The organism is Burkholderia sp. HI2714 (assembly GCF_002223085.1).
Classification (GTDB): Bacteria; Pseudomonadota; Gammaproteobacteria; order Burkholderiales; family Burkholderiaceae; genus Burkholderia; species Burkholderia lata_D.
The window spans coordinates 34,176-55,039 of sequence record NZ_NKFM01000023.1 but is presented as its reverse complement, the minus strand read 5'-3'; the positions used below and the strand labels follow the sequence as shown (position 1 = coordinate 55,039).

16 protein-coding genes and 1 tRNA gene are annotated in these 20,864 nt (G+C 63.5%); 15 read left to right on the top strand and 2 right to left on the bottom strand.

Features of this window, described 5'->3' with window-relative positions; genetic code table 11:
• Positions 1-303 precede the first annotated feature (303 nt).
• From acs to CFB82_RS12580, 3 genes are all read left to right on the top strand, one after another.
• Positions 304-2,286 carry an acetate--CoA ligase gene (gene acs / locus CFB82_RS12590; protein ID WP_069248434.1) on the top strand — a complete coding sequence of 661 codons (1,983 nt, stop codon included), beginning with the start codon at positions 304-306 and terminating at the stop codon, positions 2,284-2,286.
• Positions 2,287-2,369: 83 nt separating this feature from the next.
• Positions 2,370-2,714: a DUF4212 domain-containing protein gene (locus CFB82_RS12585; protein ID WP_089484315.1), complete on the top strand. Its 345-nt coding sequence runs from the start codon at positions 2,370-2,372 to the stop codon at positions 2,712-2,714.
• 3 nt (positions 2,715-2,717) lie between these two features.
• Positions 2,718-4,733: a sodium:solute symporter family protein gene (locus tag CFB82_RS12580; RefSeq protein ID WP_069248432.1), complete on the top strand. Its 2,016-nt coding sequence runs from the start codon at positions 2,718-2,720 to the stop codon at positions 4,731-4,733.
• A 65-nt stretch (positions 4,734-4,798) separates the two neighbouring features.
• Here the strand turns inward: CFB82_RS12580 and CFB82_RS12575 are convergent, their stop codons facing one another.
• The gene (locus tag CFB82_RS12575) at positions 4,799-5,401 is read right to left on the bottom strand and encodes a hypothetical protein (RefSeq protein WP_089484314.1); all 603 of its coding nucleotides are present in this window, start codon (positions 5,399-5,401) and stop codon (positions 4,799-4,801) included.
• A 384-nt stretch (positions 5,402-5,785) separates the two neighbouring features.
• Positions 5,786-5,876 (bottom strand) — tRNA-Ser (locus CFB82_RS12570).
• Between the two features lie 186 nt (positions 5,877-6,062).
• Here CFB82_RS12570 and CFB82_RS12565 point away from each other — a divergent pair.
• From CFB82_RS12565 to CFB82_RS12510, 12 genes are all read left to right on the top strand, one after another.
• Positions 6,063-6,692, top strand: a complete 630-nt coding sequence (locus CFB82_RS12565) for a LysE family translocator (protein ID WP_069248425.1) — start codon at positions 6,063-6,065, stop codon at positions 6,690-6,692.
• 45 nt (positions 6,693-6,737) lie between these two features.
• On the top strand, positions 6,738-7,151 hold the full coding sequence (locus CFB82_RS12560; protein WP_089484313.1) for a hypothetical protein: 414 nt from the start codon (positions 6,738-6,740) through the stop codon (positions 7,149-7,151).
• A 242-nt stretch (positions 7,152-7,393) separates the two neighbouring features.
• Entirely contained in the window at positions 7,394-10,171 is a 2,778-nt protein-coding gene (locus CFB82_RS12555) for a type VI secretion system Vgr family protein (RefSeq protein WP_089484312.1), read from the top strand.
• A gap of 23 nt (positions 10,172-10,194) precedes the next feature.
• Positions 10,195-12,510, top strand: coding sequence for a T6SS effector phospholipase Tle3 domain-containing protein (locus CFB82_RS12550; RefSeq protein ID WP_089484311.1), 2,316 nt, complete (start codon positions 10,195-10,197; stop codon positions 12,508-12,510).
• Positions 12,507-13,988, top strand: coding sequence for a virulence factor (locus CFB82_RS12545; RefSeq protein WP_174945521.1), 1,482 nt, complete (start codon positions 12,507-12,509; stop codon positions 13,986-13,988). The genes CFB82_RS12550 and CFB82_RS12545 overlap by 4 nt, the downstream gene beginning before the upstream one ends.
• A gap of 9 nt (positions 13,989-13,997) precedes the next feature.
• Positions 13,998-14,261 (top strand): PAAR domain-containing protein, encoded by a 264-nt coding sequence (locus CFB82_RS12540; RefSeq protein ID WP_011352637.1) that lies wholly within the window; start codon positions 13,998-14,000, stop codon positions 14,259-14,261.
• A 128-nt stretch (positions 14,262-14,389) separates the two neighbouring features.
• Positions 14,390-15,727: a virulence factor gene (locus tag CFB82_RS12535; protein ID WP_089484309.1), complete on the top strand. Its 1,338-nt coding sequence runs from the start codon at positions 14,390-14,392 to the stop codon at positions 15,725-15,727.
• A gap of 430 nt (positions 15,728-16,157) precedes the next feature.
• Positions 16,158-17,249, top strand: coding sequence for a toxic anion resistance protein (locus CFB82_RS12530; protein WP_089484308.1), 1,092 nt, complete (start codon positions 16,158-16,160; stop codon positions 17,247-17,249).
• 20 nt (positions 17,250-17,269) lie between these two features.
• Entirely contained in the window at positions 17,270-18,016 is a 747-nt protein-coding gene (locus CFB82_RS12525; RefSeq protein ID WP_089484307.1) for a VWA domain-containing protein, read from the top strand.
• A 43-nt stretch (positions 18,017-18,059) separates the two neighbouring features.
• Positions 18,060-19,076, top strand: coding sequence for a DUF475 domain-containing protein (locus tag CFB82_RS12520; RefSeq protein ID WP_089445994.1), 1,017 nt, complete (start codon positions 18,060-18,062; stop codon positions 19,074-19,076).
• Between the two features lie 100 nt (positions 19,077-19,176).
• Positions 19,177-19,833 carry a TerD family protein gene (locus CFB82_RS12515; RefSeq protein ID WP_039369378.1) on the top strand — a complete coding sequence of 219 codons (657 nt, stop codon included), beginning with the start codon at positions 19,177-19,179 and terminating at the stop codon, positions 19,831-19,833.
• A 51-nt stretch (positions 19,834-19,884) separates the two neighbouring features.
• The gene (locus CFB82_RS12510; RefSeq protein ID WP_089484306.1) at positions 19,885-20,763 is read left to right on the top strand and encodes a hypothetical protein; all 879 of its coding nucleotides are present in this window, start codon (positions 19,885-19,887) and stop codon (positions 20,761-20,763) included.
• The last annotated feature ends 101 nt before the right edge of the window (positions 20,764-20,864 follow it).

The window sequence follows — 20,864 nt, the reverse complement described above, 5'->3', positions numbered from 1 at the left end:
AAGGCGAGTTCAGTTAGGATTGTAGGGTCGCGCTCGTTACAGCGTAAAGCTACAAGCGGCGTCGCCCGACGGGCGAAACGGCCGTGCCGCGTAAGTGACGGGTAAGTTGGAGCGCTTATTGTGGAACTGTCGGGCCGCCCGGTCGCCATCGTGCGACGTGGTGCGGCGCAGCATCGCGCAGCAGCCTTCGGGCCGTGCGCGGGTGGTGGGTAGGAGACAGCGGCGCGCTTGCGCCGGCCAAGACGCGCGGTGCGCACGATCGCGCCGCCATGCAGAGGATTCATGTTCACCAAGGGGTAGTCGATGTCTGCGATTGAATCGGTTCTTCACGAAACCCGTCAGTTCGCGCCGCCCGCGGCGCTCGAACAGGCGGCGACCATTTCCGGCATGCCGGCCTATCGTGCGCTCGCCGCCGAAGCCGAGAACGATTACGAAGGATTCTGGGCGCGTCTCGCGCGCGAGGGTCTTGCGTGGCACAAGCCGTTCACGAAAGTGCTCGACGAGTCCAACGCGCCGTTCTACAAGTGGTTCGACGACGGCGAGCTGAACGCGTCGTACAACTGCCTCGACCGTCACGTCGAAGCCGGCAACGGCGAGCGCGTCGCGGTGATCTTCGAAGCCGACGACGGCACCGTCACGCGCGTCACCTATGCGGATCTCCTCGCGCGCGTATCGCGGTTCGCGAATGCACTGAAGAAGCGCGGGATCGGCAAGGGCGACCGCGTCGTCATCTATATCCCGATGTCGATCGAAGGCATCGTCGCGATGCAGGCCTGCGCGCGCATCGGCGCGACGCACTCGGTCGTGTTCGGCGGCTTCTCCGCGAAGTCGTTGAACGAGCGGCTCGTCGACGTCGGCGCGACGGCGCTCGTCACCGCCGACGAGCAGGCGCGCGGCGGCAAGACGCTGCCGCTGAAGAGCATCGCGGACGAAGCGATCGCGCTGGGCGGCTGCGAGGCCGTGAAGAGCGTGATCGTCTATCGCCGCACCGGCGGCAAGATCGACTGGCACGCCGAGCGCGACCTGTGGATGCATGAACTGACGGCCGGCGAATCCGACCAGTGCGAGCCGGAATGGGTCGGCGCCGAGCATCCGCTGTTCATCCTGTATACGTCGGGCTCGACCGGCAAGCCGAAGGGCGTGCAGCACAGCACGGGCGGCTATCTGCTGTGGGCCGCGCAGACGATGAAGTGGACCTTCGACTGGAAGCCCACCGACGTGTTCTGGTGCACGGCCGACATCGGCTGGGTCACGGGCCACACGTACATCACGTACGGCCCGCTCGCATGCGGCGGCACGCAGGTCGTGTTCGAAGGCGTGCCGACCTATCCGGACGCCGGGCGTTTCTGGAAGATGATCGGCGACCACAAGGTTACCGTGTTCTATACCGCGCCGACCGCGATCCGCTCGCTGATCAAGGCGGCCGAGGCCGACGACAAGGTGCATCCGAAGAGCTACGACCTGTCGAGCCTGCGCATCATCGGCACCGTCGGCGAGCCGATCAATCCGGAAGCATGGATGTGGTATCACAAGCACGTCGGCCAGGAGCGCTGCCCGATCGTCGACACGTGGTGGCAGACCGAGACGGGCGGCCACATGATCACGCCGCTGCCGGGCGCGACGCCGACCGTGCCCGGTTCGTGCACGCTGCCGCTGCCGGGCATCATGGCCGCGGTGGTCGACGAAACCGGCCAGGACGTGCCGAACGGACAGGGCGGCATCCTCGTCGTCAAGCGCCCGTGGCCCGCGATGATCCGCACGATCTGGGGCGACCCGGAGCGTTTCAAGAAGAGCTACTACCCCGAGGAACTCGGCGGGCGCCTGTATCTGGCCGGCGACGGCACCGTCCGCGACAAGGACACCGGCTACTTCACGATCATGGGCCGGATCGACGACGTGCTGAACGTGTCGGGCCACCGGCTCGGCACGATGGAAATCGAATCGGCGCTGGTCTCGCACGAACTCGTGGCCGAAGCAGCGGTGGTCGGCCGTCCGGACGATACGACGGGCGAAGCGGTGGTCGCGTTCGTGGTGCTGAAGCGTTCGCGTCCGGAAGGCGAGGAAGCCGCGGCGCTGGCGAAGACGCTGCGTGACTGGGTCGGCAAGCAGATCGGGCCGATCGCGAAGCCGAAGGACATCCGCTTCGGCGACAACCTGCCGAAGACGCGCTCGGGCAAGATCATGCGGCGCCTGCTGCGTTCGCTCGCGAAGGGCGAGGCGATCACGCAGGACACGTCCACGCTCGAGAACCCGGCCATCCTCGAACAGCTCGCCGAAGTGCGCTGATCGTACCGGTTGCGCATCACGCGCACGAGCCCCTGCGCGGCAATCCCGATTGCCCGCGCAGGGGCTTTTTGTTACATAACGGCATGACCGTTCCGACCCGTTCCGCGCCTGCCGCGCCTCCCCCCGTTCCCGAGCCGCTCGCGCGTGCCCACGCACGCTACTGGCGCTTCAACGTCGCGCTGATCGCGGTGCTGATGGTGATCGGTTTTTCGGTATCGTTCATCGTGCCGTTCTTCGGGCCCGCGCTCGCAGGGATCCGTTTCGCCGGATTCAGCCTGCCGTTCTACGTCGGCGCGCAGGGCGCGATTCTCGTGTATCTCGTGCTGATCGTCGTCTACATCGGGCTGATGCAACGCGCGGACCGCGCGCTGCGCCGTGCGTACGACGATCATGCGGCACGCGCCGGCCACGCGAACGGTGGACGCTGATCCATGCTGACGCGCCGACTGATCCGCGCCTACGCGCTCTACACGCTCGGGTTTCTCGGGTTCGTGCTGCTGATGTGGCGGATCGAGCGGGCCACCGGCTCCGGCGTCTGGATCGGCTACGTGTTCCTGTTCGTGCCGATCGCCGTGTATGCGGTGATCGGGCTGCTGTCGCGCACGTCCGATCTCGTCGAATACTACGTGGCCGGGCGGCGCGTGCCGTCTGCCTTCAACGGGATGGCGACGGCGGCCGACTGGCTGTCGGCCGCATCGTTCATCGGCCTGGCCGGATCGCTCTACGCGACCGGCTACGATGCGCTCGCCTACGTGATGGGGTGGACGGGCGGGTTCTGCCTCGTCGCGTTCCTGCTCGCGCCGTATGTGCGCAAGCTCGCGCGCTACACGATTCCCGATTTTCTCGGTACGCGCTTTTCGAGCACGGCCGTGCGCGCGCTGGCGGCCGGTGCGGCGATCCTGTGTTCGTTCGTGTACCTGGTCGCGCAGATCCAGGGGATCGGCCTGATCGCGACGCGCTTCATCGGCGTCGATTTCGCGATCGGGATCTTCTGCGGGCTCGCGGGCATTCTCGTGTGCTCGTTTCTCGGCGGGATGCGCGCGGTCACGTGGACGCAGGTCGCGCAGTACATCATCCTGATCAGCGCGATCCTGATTCCGGTGTCGCTGATCGCGATGAAGAACGGGCTCGGCCCCGTGCCGCAGTTCAATTACGGCAAGCTGATGGAACGGGTCGCGGCGCGCGAGGCGCAGGTGCGCGATGCGTTCGACGAGCAGCAGGTGCGCGACGCGTATCGCCGGCAGGCCGCGGATATCCAGACGCGGCTCGACCGGCTGCCGGCATCCCATGCGGACGCCCGCCGGCATCTCGCCGACCAGTTGGCCGACCTGCGGCGCCACAACGGGCCACTGCGCGAGATCAGCCAGCGCGAGCGCGAGCTGGCGGACTTCCCGCGCGATCCGGCGGCGGCGCGTGTCGCATGGACGCAGGCGCGTGACGATCTGCTGGCGCGTGCCGAGCCGCCCGTGCCGATGCACGAGCCGTTTCCCGCCGCGAGCGAAGACGAACGCAAGCCACGCGAGCGGAATTTCCTTGCGCTGCTGCTGTGCCTGTCGCTCGGCACCGCGAGCCTGCCGCACATCCTGACGCGCTACAACACGACCACGTCGGTCGCGTCGGCACGGCGCTCGGTCGGGTGGACCTTGTTCTTCATCGCGCTGTTCTACCTGAGCGTGCCGGTGCTCGCGGTGCTGATCAAGTACGAGATCCTCGCGAACCTCGTCGGGCGGCCGTTCGCCGAATTGCCGGCGTGGGTCACGCAATGGCATCACTTCGAACCCGACCTGATCAGCGTCGTCGAGGTGATTCGCGACGGCATCGTGCACTGGTCGGAAATCCAGATGCAGCCGGACATGGTCGTGCTGGCCGCGCCGGAGATCGCGGGGCTGCCGTATGTCGTGTCGGGGCTGATCGCGGCCGGTGCGCTTGCCGCGGCGCTGTCGACCGCGGACGGGCTGCTGCTGACGATCGCGAACGCACTGTCGCACGACGTCTATTACTGCATGGTCGCGCCCGATGCATCGAGCCAGCGGCGCGTGACGATCTCGAAGGTGCTGCTGCTCGGGGTCGCGCTGTTCGCGTCGTATGTCGCGTCGCTCAATACCGGGAAGATCCTGTTTCTCGTCGGCGCCGCGTTTTCGCTGGCGGCATCGAGCTTCTTTCCGGTGCTCGTGCTCGGCGTGTTCTGGAAGCGCACGACGACGCGTGGCGCGATCGCGGGGATGGTGACGGGATTGGCGGTGTGCGTGTACTACATCGTGTCGACCTATCCGTACTTCACGCAGTTGACGGGATTCGCGGGCCGCACGTGGTTCGGGATCGAGCCGATCAGTTCGGGGGTGTTCGGGGTGCCGGCGGGGTTCGCGGTGGCGATCGTGGTGAGTCTGTTTGACCGAAAGCCGGACGAATATACGCGGGCGCTGGTGGATTACATCCGGCATCCGTGACGTGAGTGTCGTTCGGCATTGCTCACGTGTCGGGCTCCCTCCGTGTTGCCGCCATGACGGGTGGGTCAGAGCGCTGAAATGCCGAGCTCGGCTCCCTTGGTCGTCTGCACCCGGCTGAAATCACAGCTTCCATCCGTCACGCCTTTGGCGTTCGGTATGGCGACGCAGACATAGGCACGGATGCCGTGCGGCAAGGCCACGTGGCGGAACTCGCCAACCTTGATCGTCGCGACCCGATCGACGGCAAATTGATCGTTGATCGGCGTCACGCCGGACGGGATCGACATGGTTACTTCCGACGTGGCGTTCCCGGCTTGCGATGTCAGCGTCTGGCTGCTGCCGATCTCTCCGTTGACCGAGAAGCGGATCGCTGCCTGTCCTTCCGACACGCGCTGGACCGTGACCGCGAGCGTCGGCTTGGCGATTCCCGCCGCGCATTTGGCGGCAGCGCATTCGCGAACGGACAGAAGCGTGCGGAATGGAGATGCGGGCTGACCAATGACCGACAGGTCGGTCGACGAGCCGCCGTCGCGCAGCGATTTCTCGACCGGTGGGGGAGCGGTCACCGCGATGGTGGTGCTGATCGACGCGGGCGAAAATGCCGTCGCGCAAGCTGACAGCATCGTCGCAGCAACAGCCAGCATGGCGAACCGTGGACTCAATCGCATGGATCTGACTCGCGGTGATAAAACCCTGGATATCGTCAGGAGAATACGCTTCTTTAGCGTGGGGTGTTTGGGAGTTGCTGTGCGCCGCACGCCCAGATCAAGCGGGGAAGCGGGCCGGCTGCGCAGGGGCGGGGCCGCTTCCTGGCGATCAGTTTGAACCGAATTTGTCGATCGGCAGATTGACTGCGCTCAACTTCCACGACTAGAGGCCGTCACGTTTGAAGATAAACGTCACCTCGCCGTCCGTTCCTTTTCGAGAGGTTGCAGCGACGGTCGCCCCGTTCTTGTAGCCGACCGAATCCCTTCGAATCCCCCGCGCCAGCCGACCTGTCGGCTTGCTTCTCCCCGGAAACGAAAATGCCCGCTGGCGCGGGCATTGAATTCTGGCGGAGAGAGGGGGATTCGAACCCCCGATAGGCGATTAACCTATACACGCTTTCCAGGCGTGCGACTTAAACCACTCATCCATCTCTCCGGAAGACCGAGAGTATAGCAAACTCTGGGGGCAGTTCGCCACTCCGTCCGACGATCCATGCAAATCGGACGGGGCGCGAGGTCGGCGGCCCGCCAGACAACCGTCGAGCGGGCGGTCGCGCCAACATGCGATCATGCTCCGTCCGCCTGCATTTTCCTGCCCTTCGTTCAACAGGAACGCCCCGCCATGTCGCTGTCCGCCTTGCTCGCTTTTGCCCTGATCCTGTCCGTCGGCGTCGCGACGCCCGGCCCGACGGTGTTGCTCGCGATGAGCAACGGCTCGCGGTACGGGTTGCGTCACGCGATGGTCGGCATGCTGGGGGCCGTCACGGCCGATGTCGTACTCGTTGCGCTGGTCGGGTGCGGTCTCGGGATGCTGCTCGACGCGTCGGAAACGGCATTCGTCACGCTGAAGCTGGCCGGCGCGGCGTGGCTCGCCTATGTCGGCGTACGGATGCTGCTGTCATCCGGCGGTTCCGCCGCTGCGCAGGCGCTCGATCACGCGACGCCCGATCGCCGGACCGCGTTCCTGAAGAGCTTTTTCGTCGCGATGAGCAACCCGAAGTACTACCTGTTCATGTCCGCGCTGCTGCCGCAGTTCGTCGACCGGTCGCATGCGATCGCGCCGCAGTACGCGATCCTCGCGGCGACGATCGTGGCGATCGACGTTATCGGGATGACCGGCTATGCACTGCTCGGCGTGCATTCGGTGCGCGTGTGGAAGGCCGCTGGGGAGAAGTGGCTGAACCGTGTCAGCGGGTCGCTGCTGCTGATGCTCGCGGGCTACGTCGCGCTGTATCGCAAGGCCGCGAACTGACGCGGCGATGCTTCGGGAACAAGACCTCCACCAACTGGCCCGGCGATGAAGCCGATCGAGCGCTTCACGCTCGAAACGCACGACGGTCCGTATGAAACGTGGCCGTCACGCACCCATGTGCTCGTGAACGGCGAACGTTGCGGCCTCACCGTTTCCGGCTATGTGCTGCTTCGCCAGTTCGAGACGCCGGCCGCCTATCTGCTCGTCACCGACTACGACTGCCTGTTCGAGGAGGCCGTCACGTTCACGCTCGTGTCGAAGGATCCGTTGAAGGAACTCGCGCGGCGCACGGTCGGCGCGATGTACGCGTCGTGCCATCTGGACGACATGACGTGGGCCGACGACCGGCATTTCAGCGCGACGTTCGTGGACATCGAAGGACGGTGGGATTTCACGATTCGTGACCGCTCGGTGCCGTTCGTGTTGCCGCGGCTAGGCATGCGGCAAGTGCCTGCCTGAGCGACGCCATGACGACGATCGGGCGTCGCCGGACGAGGCGCGATCAATTCGAAAGATTGTGAAATTTTAAATCTGGTTAGAAGCATTACACAAAGCGCTATAAAACCTTTCAAAATTTCGTCACTCGCCTGACAAATTTGATATGCTCGCGAAAAAACAGGCGGGCGGCACTCCCAGGACGGACCAGCGGGCGTGATTTCCCGGTGAACAACGAAGTAAAACAAGATCCTGAGAGTCACGCTGTGAATACAGCCGAATTGCTACGCACATTTGCGTCCGGGGTGGTCGATCAGAACAATCGACCGGTTCGCATGAACTGGGGGCCTGCCCAGAAGACGCTCGAGCAGGTGCTTGCGCTCCAGTATGCCGATATCCGGGAAGGGTTGATGACGGGCATCGAGGGGCATCTGACCTGCGTGTCCGCGCGGGCCGATCTCCCGATCCGCAGCTTCATCGGGCTACCGGTTTCCGTCGAGATGACGACTGATCGCGGGCGTCTCCATACCATCAACGGCATCGTCACCGACGTCCGCACCGGACAGTCGGACGGTTCGCTCACCTGCTACCAGTTGACGATTCGCGACGTGCTGTCGGTGATGGAGCGGCGAACCAATTCACGACTGTTCCGCACCAAGAACCTGCCCGACATCCTCGGCGTGCTGCTCCAGGAGTGGCGCCAGCGCAGCTCGGCGCTGGCGGGCGCATTCGAATTCGACCTGTCCGGCCTGCAAGGTGAACGTTACCCGGCGCGTGAACTCACGCGACAGGTCAACGAGTCGGACGCGCACTTCATCCGGCGGCTGCTGCGGCGCGACGGTGCGACCGTCTTCGTCAAGGCAGGCAAGGCCGGCGAGCGGGCGAACGGCAACGTGAACGACACGCCGGTTCATACGCTGGTCTTTGCCGACGATTCGATGAAGTTGCCCGAGACGATTGCCGGTACCGTTCGCTATCACCGCGATGCCGCCACCGAAGAGCGCGACTCGATCACGCTGTGGGCGACGAGCCGCAGCCTGATCCCCGGCAAGATCGTCCGGCCGACATGGGATTACAAGACCGGCCGGATGTCGCAAACCGAACAGGCGACGATCGTCGACCAGGGCGACGGCGGCAACGATCTCGGGCGTTTGCTGGCCGACAGCGTCATCGATATTCCGCACGCGGGAAATTCGTCGTCCGATCTCGACCGGATCGGCAAGGACCGCATGCTTGCGCACGAACTGCGCGCGGAATCCGTCGACGGCGTGAGCAATGTGCGCGATCTGGCCGTCGGCCACTGGTTTGCGCTTGCCGAGCATCCGCAGCTCGACACATTGCCGGCCGAGCAGCGGCAGTTCGTCGTCACGTCGCTTCATCACCGTGTACGGAACAACCTCCCGAAGGAACTGAACGAGCGCGCACAGTCGCTGTTCGCGGCAAGCCGCGTGCTGTTCAACGCGGTGCCGACCGACGTGAGCAGCACGCCGGGCGATGAAAACGACAGGCGCTACGAGAACACGTTCTCGTGCGTACGACGCGGCGTGCCGCTGACCCCGGCCTACGATCCCCATGTCGACCTGCCGGCCGTGCATCCGATGACGGCCGTCGTCGTCGGCCCCGACGGGGAAGAGGTGTTCTGCGATGAAATGGGCCGTATCCGGGTGCAGATCCAGGGGCTGAACGCAGACGATCACGCGCATGCGCAGGGCGCCGGCACGAGCGGCACGCCGACCGACAGCGCGCCGGTGCGTGTCGCCTGCGCGCTCGCCGGGCCGAGCTTCGGCGCGAATACCTTGCCGCGCGTCGGCATGGAGGTGCTGATCGGCCATATCGGCGGCGATCCGGATCGGCTCGTCGTGATGGGCGTGCTGGCCAACGGGCCCAACATGCCGGCGACCTTCAGCCACACCGGCGCGCTGCCGGGCAACCGTTATCTGTCCGGCACGAAGACGAAGGAAATCAAGGGGCAGCGGTACAACCAGATCCGCTTCGACGATACGCCGGGGCAGATCAGCAGCCAGCTGGCGAGCGAGCATGCGCATAGCCAGCTGAACCTCGGCTATCTGACGCAGCCGCGCGACAACGGCCAGGGTACGGCGCGCGGCGAGGGCGCCGAGTTGCGCAGCGATGCGCACGTGGCGATTCGCAGCGGCAAGGCGATGCTGATCTCGGCCTGGGAACGGCTGCGCGCGAGCGACGGCCACCTGGCGCGGGACGAGTATCTGCAACTGATGCAGGAATGCGTCGAGCTGTTCAAGAGTCTTGGCGACTATGCGGGCCAGCATCAGGGCGTGGCGCCCGATACGCAGCCGCACGACGCGCTGATGACCACGGTGAAAGGCTGGCCGAACGGGGAAGCCGCCGGTGGCGGCGAATCGTCGGGTGCGGCGATGGCGGCGATCGGCATCACTGCGCCGGCCGGGATCAGCATCGCGACGCCGAAGACCGTCACGACCCATGCGGGCGGCAATGTCGATATCGTCGCGCAGAATCACCTGCAGTACACGAGCGGACAGCGGATCAACCTGCAGGCCGGCCATGGCGTGGCGATGTTCGCGCACAGCGAAGGGGTCTCGGCGATCGCGAACCAGGGGAAGGTAGCGCTGCAGAGCCAGAACGACGATACGCAGATCGATTCCGCGAAAAACATCCAGATGACAGCGGGGGGCGGAAAGCTCGCGGGCATGGCCAGCGAGCAGGTCGTGTTCGTGACGTCGGGCGGCGCGTATCTGAAGCTGCAGGGCGGAGATATCGAGCTCGGGTGTCCGGGGAGTTTCACCGTCAAGTCCGCGTCGCATACGTGGGCCGGGCCGGCGAGCATGAGCACCGATTTCCCGAAGTTCGACCAAGGTTCGCTGGGGCGGGTGCCGAAGCTGGTTCGGGCGACCGACGGGCAGCCGGTCGAAGGGATGGAAGCCGAGGTGCGCAAGGCATCGGGCGAGTTGATCAAGGGGAAGACCGACGAGCAAGGCAAGCTGGCGCCGGTCAGCAGCGATCAGTTCGAACAATTGGCGGTGCGCTTCTTCAAGTCGAGAACCTGAGCTGAGTCTTCAAGAAAAACAACATGTTCAACTACAACTTTTCGCAGAACCCGGACGACCCGTCGAAGATGGCGGTGGGTGGTGGAACGGGGACGACGCTGTTCAATCGGAACGACCTCCAATGCGTGATGCAGATGCCGCTGCCGGGCGTCGTCATTTTCGTTCACGGGGTGAATTCGGAGGGCGAATGGTTCAAGGACGCCGAGAAAGGGCTGTGCGCTGGATTGAACCGGCGCATGGGGCGGTATGACGATCAACTGTTCCATTTTGGGCCGGTGGCCGGGCAGATGACGCCGGTCAGTTATATCGAAAGCCTGACGTCTGACGGATTCCTGAATCCGGAAATGTCGTCGAAGACGTACATCAAGCCCGATCCGTCCTTTTCGCCCGTCATTCATTTCCGGTGGGGTTATGCCGCGAATGCCGAGGAGCTGAAAGAGTATGGCGACAAGATCATGCTCAACGAGAAGAACTACTGGGGGGGCGGGCCGTTCGCGGGTGGGTGTTCGAGCCTGCCGGATCTGTGGAATGACGGGCTGCACGACCGGCTTTTTCTGTGGCTGACCGTCCAGCACATGAACTCGGTCGGCAATCGCAAGATCTATTCGACGCCGCCGCGTACCTATGGCGTGCTGGGTGCAATGCGGCTGGCGCGCCTGGTCGAATCGATCCGCAAGCGCCAGGCCGACGTGCCGATCACGATCGTGTGCCACAGCCAGGGCAACATGATCGGTCTCGCCGCCGCATTTCTCGGCGACCGGTTGCCCGAGGTGAAGGACCGGTTGGGCAAGAAAGGACGCTGCGTCGCGGACACCTATGTTCTCGCCAATCCGCCGTACAGCCTCGTGGAGAGCAACTTCACCGACACCTGGGCACAGCGCGGGGTACGCGACAAGAACGGGCATGTGGGGCGCGAGACCTATGTTGCGCGCACGGAAACACTGAGGGAGTACTTCGATATCCTGCGCGCTCGGGCCGATCTGGAGATGCCTGCGGAGGATCTCGATCGGGCAATGGAAAACGCAAGACCGTCGAAGAACGGGGGGAAGCCGTATAGCGCTGCCAAAGACCGGGAGGCGCACGGGTTGTACCAGAAGAACACCTACGGGAGAGTGACACTGTATTGCTGCCCGCATGATCAGGTCATTTCCGCGCTGCCCGTTCAGGGGATCGGCTGGCGCGGCATGAGTATCGAAGAGATCAGTGCGACGAACGCGTGGGGTGTTTTCTCGCAACGCGTATTCGCGTCGAATTTCGAGGTCGGCGGTGACAAGAAGATATACCAGTATTGGGAGAATGACTGGCGTAGCAGCAAGAACAAGACGGAGGGGTTTTGGTATCCGCCGTCACCGCCCGCGCGGTACGGTTTTGCGCGAGGCATGCATTCCAATGAAGGTTGGCTCGCGAAGTTTGTCACGTTTGTAACGAGCCCGCCCCTCTACCTGTTCAACTTGTCGCACATGGAGGTCAATGCCCTGCCGCCGGAGGGATGGGAAATCCCGATTACGGCACCGATGCTCGACAAGGAAACGCGCTTCTTTCCAAAGGCGTTGCGCTACGGCAAAGCATCGGGCGCGTGCGATGCGGACGGGAATCTGCTCGAAGGAGCAGATTTCAACGAGGGCTACGATCCGCCGTCCGCCGGCCGCGATGCCGGCAAGAAGGACAAGCGGGATGACGATCCGTACGACAACTTCGACGAAAAGTCAGAAAAATTTGCGACGGCCGAGGGCGACCCGCTGAAAGCGAAGGGTGACGCATTATCCGAGGCTGCGCAGCGATACGAGGATCATTCCATTCTGCGGATGGAGGCGCGGAGATCGGGGAATCGCCGCTGGGTCGACAAGGACGGAAAGGTGGTCGGAGAGGACGATCCGGACGCAGCGAGCGCTGAATATACCGAATGGCGGAACAAGGAGATATTCGAGATTCTGAACGGCGGGGACAAGAATAACCCCACCAATCATTCGACCATCATGACCAACAAGGACCACGCTGAAAAGGCGTTGGCTTACGATGTGGCCATTGGACTTTGCTATTTGACTGCGGCGGATTTGGAGGAATTCAGAATTCAGGCTGATTGGAGGTTCGTAAAGGGCCTGGGTGATGATGACGGCGGTGATGGCAGTGACGATGGCAGTGATGATGTCGACGATGGTGACGATAGCGGTGATGGTAGCAATCCAAACGGTCAGATGGCGGAATATATTTCAACCGGGAAGTGTAATAGATTGTTTTTGCGGGACTGGATCGCTACCGAAGAGTACGCAAAAATGCCGTCCAAGATACATGATGAAAGAGATGGTGGACTTTTCCTGAAGATCGGGGGCATTTTATGAGGTCGGTCATTGCTACCTGGCCGCGCCGATTTGGAATTGCCGTCGCTGCGATGCTTCTTGCGTTGGGAGCGTCATTCTTGATATTGGTTTCGTCTGATGGGGCGACAGGAGCATCGTTAAGTATGGGAACTCTGATGAAGCGTTTAGTATTGGTTCCGGGACTTGTGGCAATCATGGTATTTGCATTTGCAACGGTGATTGCAGGGCCACGCGCAGTTGCTGCCTCATCGAACGAGAAGGCAATTCCGGTTGTCGGAGCAGGGGCATCCAAACCGTTCGTCGCTCAGGTCGTCGGGCTTGGCTGGATGAACCCGCTGCAGCGCAGGGATTACCCCACGGAGTGGCAAATATTGTGGACGCTGGGCTTGGTAAAGCCGAATGTCAACGATGATATGGTTCGGACCAATCCGAAAAAATATTCTACGTTACAGCCGATTTCCATCGTGGCTGACGGTCGTTGGGGGCGTGAATCATTTTCCGGATTCTATAAAAAATACGTCAATGAGCTGCTGATACTTTTTCGTACGCGATATTTTACGAATGAAGATTACTTTTATACGGTTAGCTCGAATGATCAGAGAAAGTGGAGGGAGCTGGCTGGAATGCATGTTGAGCTGGCAATTCCCGCTGGCCGACTCAATCCTGCGTTTGCGGCATCACATTTGCGAGGCCAGATTGTTAATATTTTCGAAATTGGGAATCCGTCCGCAAAAAATTTATGGAGCCGTGATACGCCGCCCGATGTGAACGTGACGTCAGGTCAAGGTAACGCCGGCTTCACGTCGCTGAACGCGGCACTGGACTATCTGGCCGCGCACCCGGACAAAAGCGCATGGGTGATGAACTGGGACGCGCCGAGCTTCCCGCCGCAGGACGAACAGATCAACGAGAACATGGCAGTGCTGTTCCTCGCCGGCCCGGATCTGAAGACCGAGCGTGAGCCGCTGGCATGGATCGGCAAGGCTGCCCGAAGCAACGTCAAGGATTTCGAGGCAAAGCAAGGCGCCAGCCGCGCGGTACAGGCTTGGAAATCGACGATCGATACGGCGGCGAGCAATGCGGGCGTACCCGTGTCGTCGTTGAATTACGTCGTGCACGATGCAGGAAAGGGCAGCGACGCCGCATCGACGCGGATTGCATCACTGTCGCAAACGCTGACGGAAGTGCTGCCGGAATACGACTTCCGTACGCAAACCTTCAACACGGCGGCGCTGCTCGGCGACATGGGTGCCGGCGCGGCATTGACTGATGTGGTTCTGGCGATCGGCCGCGCGAATCACCTCGGCGGAAACGTGCTCGTAGCTGGAACGACCGACACCGAGCATCCGACCGCGGTGGTGGTGGTCGCACCGTCGAAGCTGACGCCGATCGACGCGGGCAAGAACTGGTTCCGTGCACGCGGTGAAAACAACGCGTACTTGCCGTGGTGGGGCCGCCGTCACGATGCGCGTCAGGCATCGCAGGGCTATTCGGAATAAGGAGCCCGCATGCGCGGAATCATTCGGGTCGGCGACGCGACGAGCCACGGCGGCCAGGTCGTGACCGGCAGCGCGGTCAGTGAAGTGATGGGGCGGCCGGTCGCCCGGCTCGGCGACACGTGCGTCTGCCCGATCTCGGGGCATCAGGCCTGCTTTATCGCCGAAGGCGATCCGCAGGTGATCGTCGACGGAAAACCCGCGGCGTTCGATGGTCACAAGACTTCGTGTGGCGCGACGCTGATTTCGAGTCTGGCGTCGTCCGGGCGGGAATGAGTCGTTGGGACGGTTGTCACGACGTGCTCGCCATTGGGAATGAAGACGCGGGTTCCGGTTCCGGCCGGGCTCCGGTGCCTGCTGGTCGACAGCCAACGCATTGCTGACCAGCTTGATTAGGAATATGCATGTCCCGTCTCACTCTTGTCAGACACGTCGGATCCGTTGTGATCGCGGCGGCGACAATCCTGTTGGTCTTGCCGGTGCGTGCGGAGATGAACGCCGCATCGACGCAAGCCGTCGAGGGCGAGTCCTCAGCGCCCTTCGTTGCCCAGGTCGTCGGACTTGCATGGCTCAATCCGCTGCAACGACGTGACTATCCGACCGAGTGGCAATTGCTGTGGACGCTCGGGCTGGTCAAGCCGAACAGCGACGACGACATGGTGCGGACCAAACCCGCGAAATACACGACCTTGGAACCGATATCCATCGTTGCGGATGGTAACCGGGGCCGTGAGTCGTTTTCCGGGTTCTATGAAAAGTATGTCGACAAACTCCTGGTGCTTTTTCGCACGCGCTATTTTTTGAACGGCGACTACTTCTATACCGTCAGCCCGCGCTGGCGGTGGAACTGGAGAGAACTGGCTGGCATCCACGTCGAGTTGGCAGTTCCCGGCGATCGGTTGAACCCTGAACTGGCAGCGGCTTATTTGCAGGATCGCGTTGTCACCATCTTCGAAATCGGCAACCCGTACGCAAAAAATCTCTGGAGCCACGATACGCCACCCGATGTGCACGTGACGTCAGGTCAAGGCAACGCTGGTTTCACGTCGCTGAACGCCGCGCTGGACTATCTGGCTGCTCACCCCGACAAAAGCGTCTGGGTGATGAACTGGGACGCACCGAATTTTCCGCCGAAAGACGGACAGATCAACGAGAACATGGTGTTGCTGTTCCTCGCCGGCCCGAATCTGAACACCGAGCGCGAACCACTGGCGTGGATCGGCAAGGCTGCACGAAGCAATGTCGGCGATTTCGAGACGAAGCAAGGCACGAGCCGCGTGGTGCAGGCATGGGCGTCGACGATCGACGCGGCGGCGAGCAACGCAGGCGTCACGGCCTCGTCACTGAATTACGTCATTCACGACGCAGGCAAGGGCAGCGATGCCGCGTCGACAAGGGCCGCCGTGCTGTCGCGATCACTGGCCGAGGTGCGGCCGGGATATGACCTCCACGCACAGACCTTCAATACATCGGCATTGCTCGGTGACATGGGCGCCGGCGCGGCCTTGACCGATGTCGCGCTGGCGATCGGCCGCGCGAATCACCTCGGCGGAAACGTGCTCGTGGCGGGAACGACCGACACCGAGCATCCGACGGCGGTGGTAGTGATCGCACCGTCGAAGCTGACACCGATCGACACCGGCAAGAACTGGTTCCGCGCACGCGGTGGAAACAATGCGTACTTGCCGTGGTGGGGCCGTCGGCATGACGCAAGTACGGCGTCGCAGGGCTATTCGGAGTAAAACCCGCCACAGGACGATTGTCGCAATGCATTGCGTGTCTGCATGACTGGCTTCGGCGGACTCACCGCCGCCCGATGCATCGCGACAATGGTTCTCGCCGCATTAAGCAATCTGTAACAATCAGTGGAATGGAAAGAGGCTATTTCTTTCAAAACACTTTCTATTACTCGCTGCCTACGTTTCCCGAGAAATCCGGATTCACGCTCCATCAAGGCATTTGTCCTCACGTCATCCGGAGCCGTATCGAGACTTCCATCGCATACATTACAAAGCGTATGGATGTTGAAAGATTCGCATCTCTTGACGCACCGCGTCGTCGCCCTTATTGTCCGTCTGCCGCCCGTGAGAGAGCACGGCGGTAATCGCGGATGCGCGCCTCACGCGCATGACAACACGCAGCAGAAAGCAGAAAAGGAAACGTGGTAGCCACATGAAACCGCTATTCGACGACAAGAACTCCGATGCGGTCAGCGATCGTCCTTCCACCCCGTCTTCGTCATCCGCCGTCATGCCTGCCGCCGCCGTTGCCATGCCGGCTGCACGCCCGGCGGAGAACGTCCGCCTGATCACCGTCGACGAGATCGACCAGCTCGGCGCGACGCAGGGCACGCGGATCGCGGCCTTCTCGCAGCAGATTCTCGCGAGCGTCCGCGCGTCCGATGCCGACCAGTTCGGCGACAAGCTCAACGAACTGATCGCGACCGCCAAGGGGCTCGACCCGCGCGGCGCAGACAAGGGCGGGCTGCTCACGCAGGTCACGCGGCTGTTCCGCTCGACCAAGGAGAAGCTGCTGTCGCAATACGAGTCGGTGAGCAAGCGGATGGACACGCTCGTCGTCGAGCTCGAGAACCATGCGCAGCGCCAGAAGGCCGGCATCGACGAGCTCGAGCGGATGTACAACGACAACTACGCGCTGCACCAGGAACTCGCGCAGTCGAAGGCGCACGGCGAAACGGCGCTCGCGACGCTGCGGGCGCATCTCGCGGCCGGCCAGCAACCGGTGGACGACGCGTTCGCCGCACAGCGCCTGCTCGACGTGAAGCGCAAGGTCGACGCGCTCGAAAGCAAGCTCGACGACCTCGACCGCGCGATGCTGATGTCGAAACAGCTCGCGCCGCAAATCCGGATGGAGCAGGATCAGAAACGCACGCTGACGTCGAAGTTCATGACGATCAAGACCGTGCTGATCCCCGCGTGGACCAACGCGTTCGCGCTCTACCTCGAGCAGCTCAGCACGAAGCGCGCGGCGGCGCTCGCCAATGCGACGTACGACGCGGCCGACGAGGCGATCCGCGCGCAGGCCGACCTGAACCGCCAGAACGCGCAGGAAGTCGCGAAGCTCGGCCAGCGCCCGGTGATCTCGACCGACACGTTCGAATACGCGCAGCAGCAGCTGTTCGGCGCATTCGACGACATCACGCAGATCATCGCCGACGGCAAGCGCCAGCGTGAGCAGGACGCACCGCGCCTGCGCCAGCTCGAACAGGACCTGATCACCCGATTCGCTCCGAAGCACAACTGAAAGAACCGAGAGAACACCGCATGATTACGCTTGAGAAACGCGCGGCGAAGGTCGCGATCGTCCTCGAAAAACGCCAGATCCTGAAGCCGCCCGTCGTGCGCGTCGGCGCGGCGCTCGACATCTCCGGCTCCGCGAAGCCGCTGTACCAGTCGGGCGTGATCCAGGACACGCACGACCGGATTCTCGGCATTGCACTGAAGTTCGACGACAACGGCGAAGTCGATACGTGGACCTTCACCGAAGGCTACGACCGCCTGCCGACCGCGACGCCGGACAACTACGGCTCGTACATTTCCGATCATGTGCTCAACGCGCGGATCGACAAGTGGGGCGGCACGCAGTACGCGCCGGTGATGAACGACATCGTCGACTTCTTCTTCCGTGCGCCGGAGCCGTCGTCGAAGCGCGAAGAGAAGCGCGGCTTCCTGAGCCGGCTGTTCGGCGGTGCGGACGAGACGCCCGCGCCGGCCGCCACCGCGCCGGCGAACGGCCACCTGCCCGCATGGGTGCTGTTCGTCACCGACGGCCAGAACCCGAAGAACGACCGCAAGCGCGTGCGCCAGCTGCTCGCCGAGTCGCAGCACTACCCGCTGTACTGGTCGCTCGTCGGCGTCGGCGATCCGAGCGAATTCGACTTCCTCGCGGAAGTCGCGGACGAGATGCCGAACGTCGGCTTCCTGCATCTCGAATCGCTCGACGTCAGCGACGAACAGATCTACGAACAACTGATCACGCAGGAATTCTGCGACTGGGTGCGCGCGAAGTAAGCGCGTCCCGCCTGCCCCTTTTTCTGAACTCGATTACCCCATCATGTTGAAAGACTTCAAGATCCCATTGTCGCTCACGGTGCTCGCGCTGATCGCGGCCTATCTCCTCGGCGGCGTGAAGGACATGCTGATCGTCGCGGTCCTGTCGGTGCTCGAAATCTCGTTGTCGCTCGACAACGCGGTCGTCAATGCATCGGTCCTCAAGAACTGGTCGGAGAAGTGGCGCAACCGCTTCATGGTGTTCGGCCTGCCGGTCGCCGTGTTCGGCATGCGGCTCGTGTTCCCGCTGCTGATCGTCGCGGTGATCGGCCACATCGGCATGTGGGACGCGCTGAAGCTCGCGATCGAGTCGCCGGCGCAGTACGCGTCGATCCTCACGTCCGCGCATCATCAGGTATCCGCATTCGGCGGCGCGTTCCTGCTGATGGTGTTCTTCAAGTTCATGCTCGACACCGAGAAGGACGAGCACTGGATCGGCTTCCTGGAAGGCCCGATGAGCCACCTCGGCCGCATCACGGCGCTGGAAGTGGCGCTGACGCTCGCCATCATCATCGTCGCGTCGCTCTACGTGCCGGCGGCCGAGCAGGTGGCCTTCCTGCTCGCGGGGGCGTTCGGCGTGATCAGCTTCGTGATCGCGCACGGCATCGGCGACCTGATCGGCGGCGAGGAGACGGGTACGCGCGTGGTGCGCGAAGGCGTCGCGGGGTTCATGTATCTCGAAGTGCTCGATTCGTCGTTCAGCTTCGACGGCGTGATCGGTGCCTTCGCGCTGTCGAACAACATCTTCCTGATCGCGCTGGGCCTCGGCGTCGGCGCGGCCTATATCCGGGAGATGACGCTCGTGCTGCTGAAGAAGGGCACGCTCGCGCAATACCGCTATCTCGAACACGGCGCATTCTGGGCAATCGGTGCGCTCGCAACGATCATGTTCCTCGGCGTGAAGTTCGAGGTGCCCGAGGTCATCACGGGCCTGGTCGGTGCGGCGATGATCGCGGCGGCCGTGTGGTCGTCGATCGTCGTGCAACGCAAGGAAGACCGGACTGCCGTGGCGGGCGAGTGACCCCGCGTCACGCGCGGGTCGAACATCATCAACGAGGGGCCGCGCAGGGCGGCCCGGTATTGCCGCCGGCACAACGGCGGTTCCAGCAGAAGAGGTTCAGATGATCAATTTGTCGAAAGGCGGTCGCGTCAACCTGTCGAAGGAAGCGCCCGGCACGCAGAAGTTCCGCATCGGTCTCGGTTGGGATGCGAACGCGACGGACACGGGTACGGACTTCGATCTCGACGTGTCGGTGTTCCTGTGCAAGTACGACGCGCAGAGCAATCCGAAGCTGATCTCGGATCAGCACTTCGTGTTCTACAACAGCGAAGTGCGCACGATGGAGCGCAAGGACACCTTCATCCAGCCGGGCGACGATTTCCCGAAGCGCGGGATGCCCGCGTCGAAGTGCCTGGGTGTCGTGCATAGCGGCGACAACCGCACGGGCAGCGGCGACGGCGACGACGAGGTGATCTTCATCGACATGACGAAGCTCGCGGCCGACGTCGAGGAAATCTCGGTGGTCGTGACGATCGACCAGGCCGAAGCGCGTCGCCAGAATTTCGGCCAGGTGCGCAACAGCTACATCCAGATCGCCGACGAAGTGTCGGGCGCGGTGATCGCGAAGTACGCGCTCGAGGAGGACTTCTCGATGGAGACGTCGGTGCAGGTCGGCAGCTTCTATCGCCGCGACGGCCACTTCATGTTCAAGGCGGTCGGCGCCGGCTACAACCGTGGCCTGGGCGACTTCGTGCGCGCGTACGGCGGCGCGGTCTGACTGGCGGCAGCCCGGCCGGCGGGACACCGCCGCGCCGGGCAGGAAGCAGCGATGACGAATCCGTCCGACGAGCCGAAGCGGCTCGAGTTCGATACGACGCCCGAGCGCACGCCCGGGCGTCTTGCGTTCGACGCGCCGCCCGCGGCCGCGGCGCCGGTTGCGCGCGGTCCCGAGCGGCCCGCGCCGCAGGCGCTCGACTTCGGGCCCGAGCCTGCGCCCGCATCCGGCAAGGCCGTGCGCACGGCGCCGGCCGAGGCGGTCGGCCGCGCGGTGTTCGGCGAATCGAACCATCCGCAGCTCGAAGCGTGCTTCCGCGCCGCGCAGGCCAGCTTCCCGAATCTCTATCCCGACTACGCACCGCGCATCGAGCGGCACATCCGGCAACTGGTGCCGCTCAAGCTCGCGACGATCGCGACGATCGGTGACGGCGCGCTGGAGACGGCGGGCAACCTCGTCGAAGCCGTTGCGGCCACGACGCGCGAATTCAACGAACTCGGCGCGGCCGACATGATGGCCGGCATGCTCGCGCAGGCGACACGCAAGGCCGGCATGTTCGAACGCTGGTTCGGCGCGGCGACGGGCCATGTCGACTACCGTGCGGCGATCGGGGCGCTCAAGCAGTCGCTCGGCTTCTTCCCGCGTCGTACCGAAGCACTCGCCGCGAAGGTCCGCCACGCGGAAGAAAACCTCGTGGTTCTGCTTGCGGCGCTGAGTGCGGTGTCGGACGTCGTGCGCGCGCCGGACGATGCGGGTGTCGAGCGCACGCTGTTCGACCGCCGCAACATCGTCGGGCAGGCCGTGCAGCAGATCCGCATGCAACCCGCGCAATTGCGCGGGCTCGACGAGCGCGTGACCGATCTGCTGTCGCGCGCCGATCACCTGATGAATGTCGTGCTGCCGGCGGCATTGGCGGCGCGGCCGCAGCGCTGAGCACACGGCACGCACCGCATGAGCACGCGCGCCGAGGCGCGCGTGTTCGCTGCACCGGTTACGCCGCATCACGCCATTTCACGTGCACCGGCGCGAGTCTG

Excerpts from the sequence above, each read along its gene's own strand:
- CFB82_RS12520 (WP_089445994.1), top strand. The coding sequence starts at position 18,060 with ATGTTGAAAGACTTCAAGATCCCATTGTCGCTCACGGTGCTCGCGCTG.
- CFB82_RS12585 (WP_089484315.1), top strand. The coding sequence starts at position 2,370 with ATGACCGTTCCGACCCGTTCCGCGCCTGCCGCGCCTCCCCCCGTTCCC.
- CFB82_RS12530 (WP_089484308.1), top strand. The coding sequence starts at position 16,158 with ATGAAACCGCTATTCGACGACAAGAACTCCGATGCGGTCAGCGATCGT.
- CFB82_RS12575 (WP_089484314.1), bottom strand. The coding sequence starts at position 5,401 with ATGCGATTGAGTCCACGGTTCGCCATGCTGGCTGTTGCTGCGACGATG.
- CFB82_RS12545 (WP_174945521.1), top strand. The coding sequence starts at position 12,507 with ATGAGGTCGGTCATTGCTACCTGGCCGCGCCGATTTGGAATTGCCGTC.
- CFB82_RS12565 (WP_069248425.1), top strand. The coding sequence starts at position 6,063 with ATGTCGCTGTCCGCCTTGCTCGCTTTTGCCCTGATCCTGTCCGTCGGC.
- acs (WP_069248434.1), top strand. The coding sequence starts at position 304 with ATGTCTGCGATTGAATCGGTTCTTCACGAAACCCGTCAGTTCGCGCCG.
- CFB82_RS12580 (WP_069248432.1), top strand. The coding sequence starts at position 2,718 with ATGCTGACGCGCCGACTGATCCGCGCCTACGCGCTCTACACGCTCGGG.
- CFB82_RS12525 (WP_089484307.1), top strand. The coding sequence starts at position 17,270 with ATGATTACGCTTGAGAAACGCGCGGCGAAGGTCGCGATCGTCCTCGAA.
- CFB82_RS12540 (WP_011352637.1), top strand. The coding sequence starts at position 13,998 with ATGCGCGGAATCATTCGGGTCGGCGACGCGACGAGCCACGGCGGCCAG.
- CFB82_RS12535 (WP_089484309.1), top strand. The coding sequence starts at position 14,390 with ATGTCCCGTCTCACTCTTGTCAGACACGTCGGATCCGTTGTGATCGCG.
- CFB82_RS12510 (WP_089484306.1), top strand. The coding sequence starts at position 19,885 with ATGACGAATCCGTCCGACGAGCCGAAGCGGCTCGAGTTCGATACGACG.
- CFB82_RS12550 (WP_089484311.1), top strand. The coding sequence starts at position 10,195 with ATGTTCAACTACAACTTTTCGCAGAACCCGGACGACCCGTCGAAGATG.
- CFB82_RS12560 (WP_089484313.1), top strand. The coding sequence starts at position 6,738 with ATGAAGCCGATCGAGCGCTTCACGCTCGAAACGCACGACGGTCCGTAT.
- CFB82_RS12515 (WP_039369378.1), top strand. The coding sequence starts at position 19,177 with ATGATCAATTTGTCGAAAGGCGGTCGCGTCAACCTGTCGAAGGAAGCG.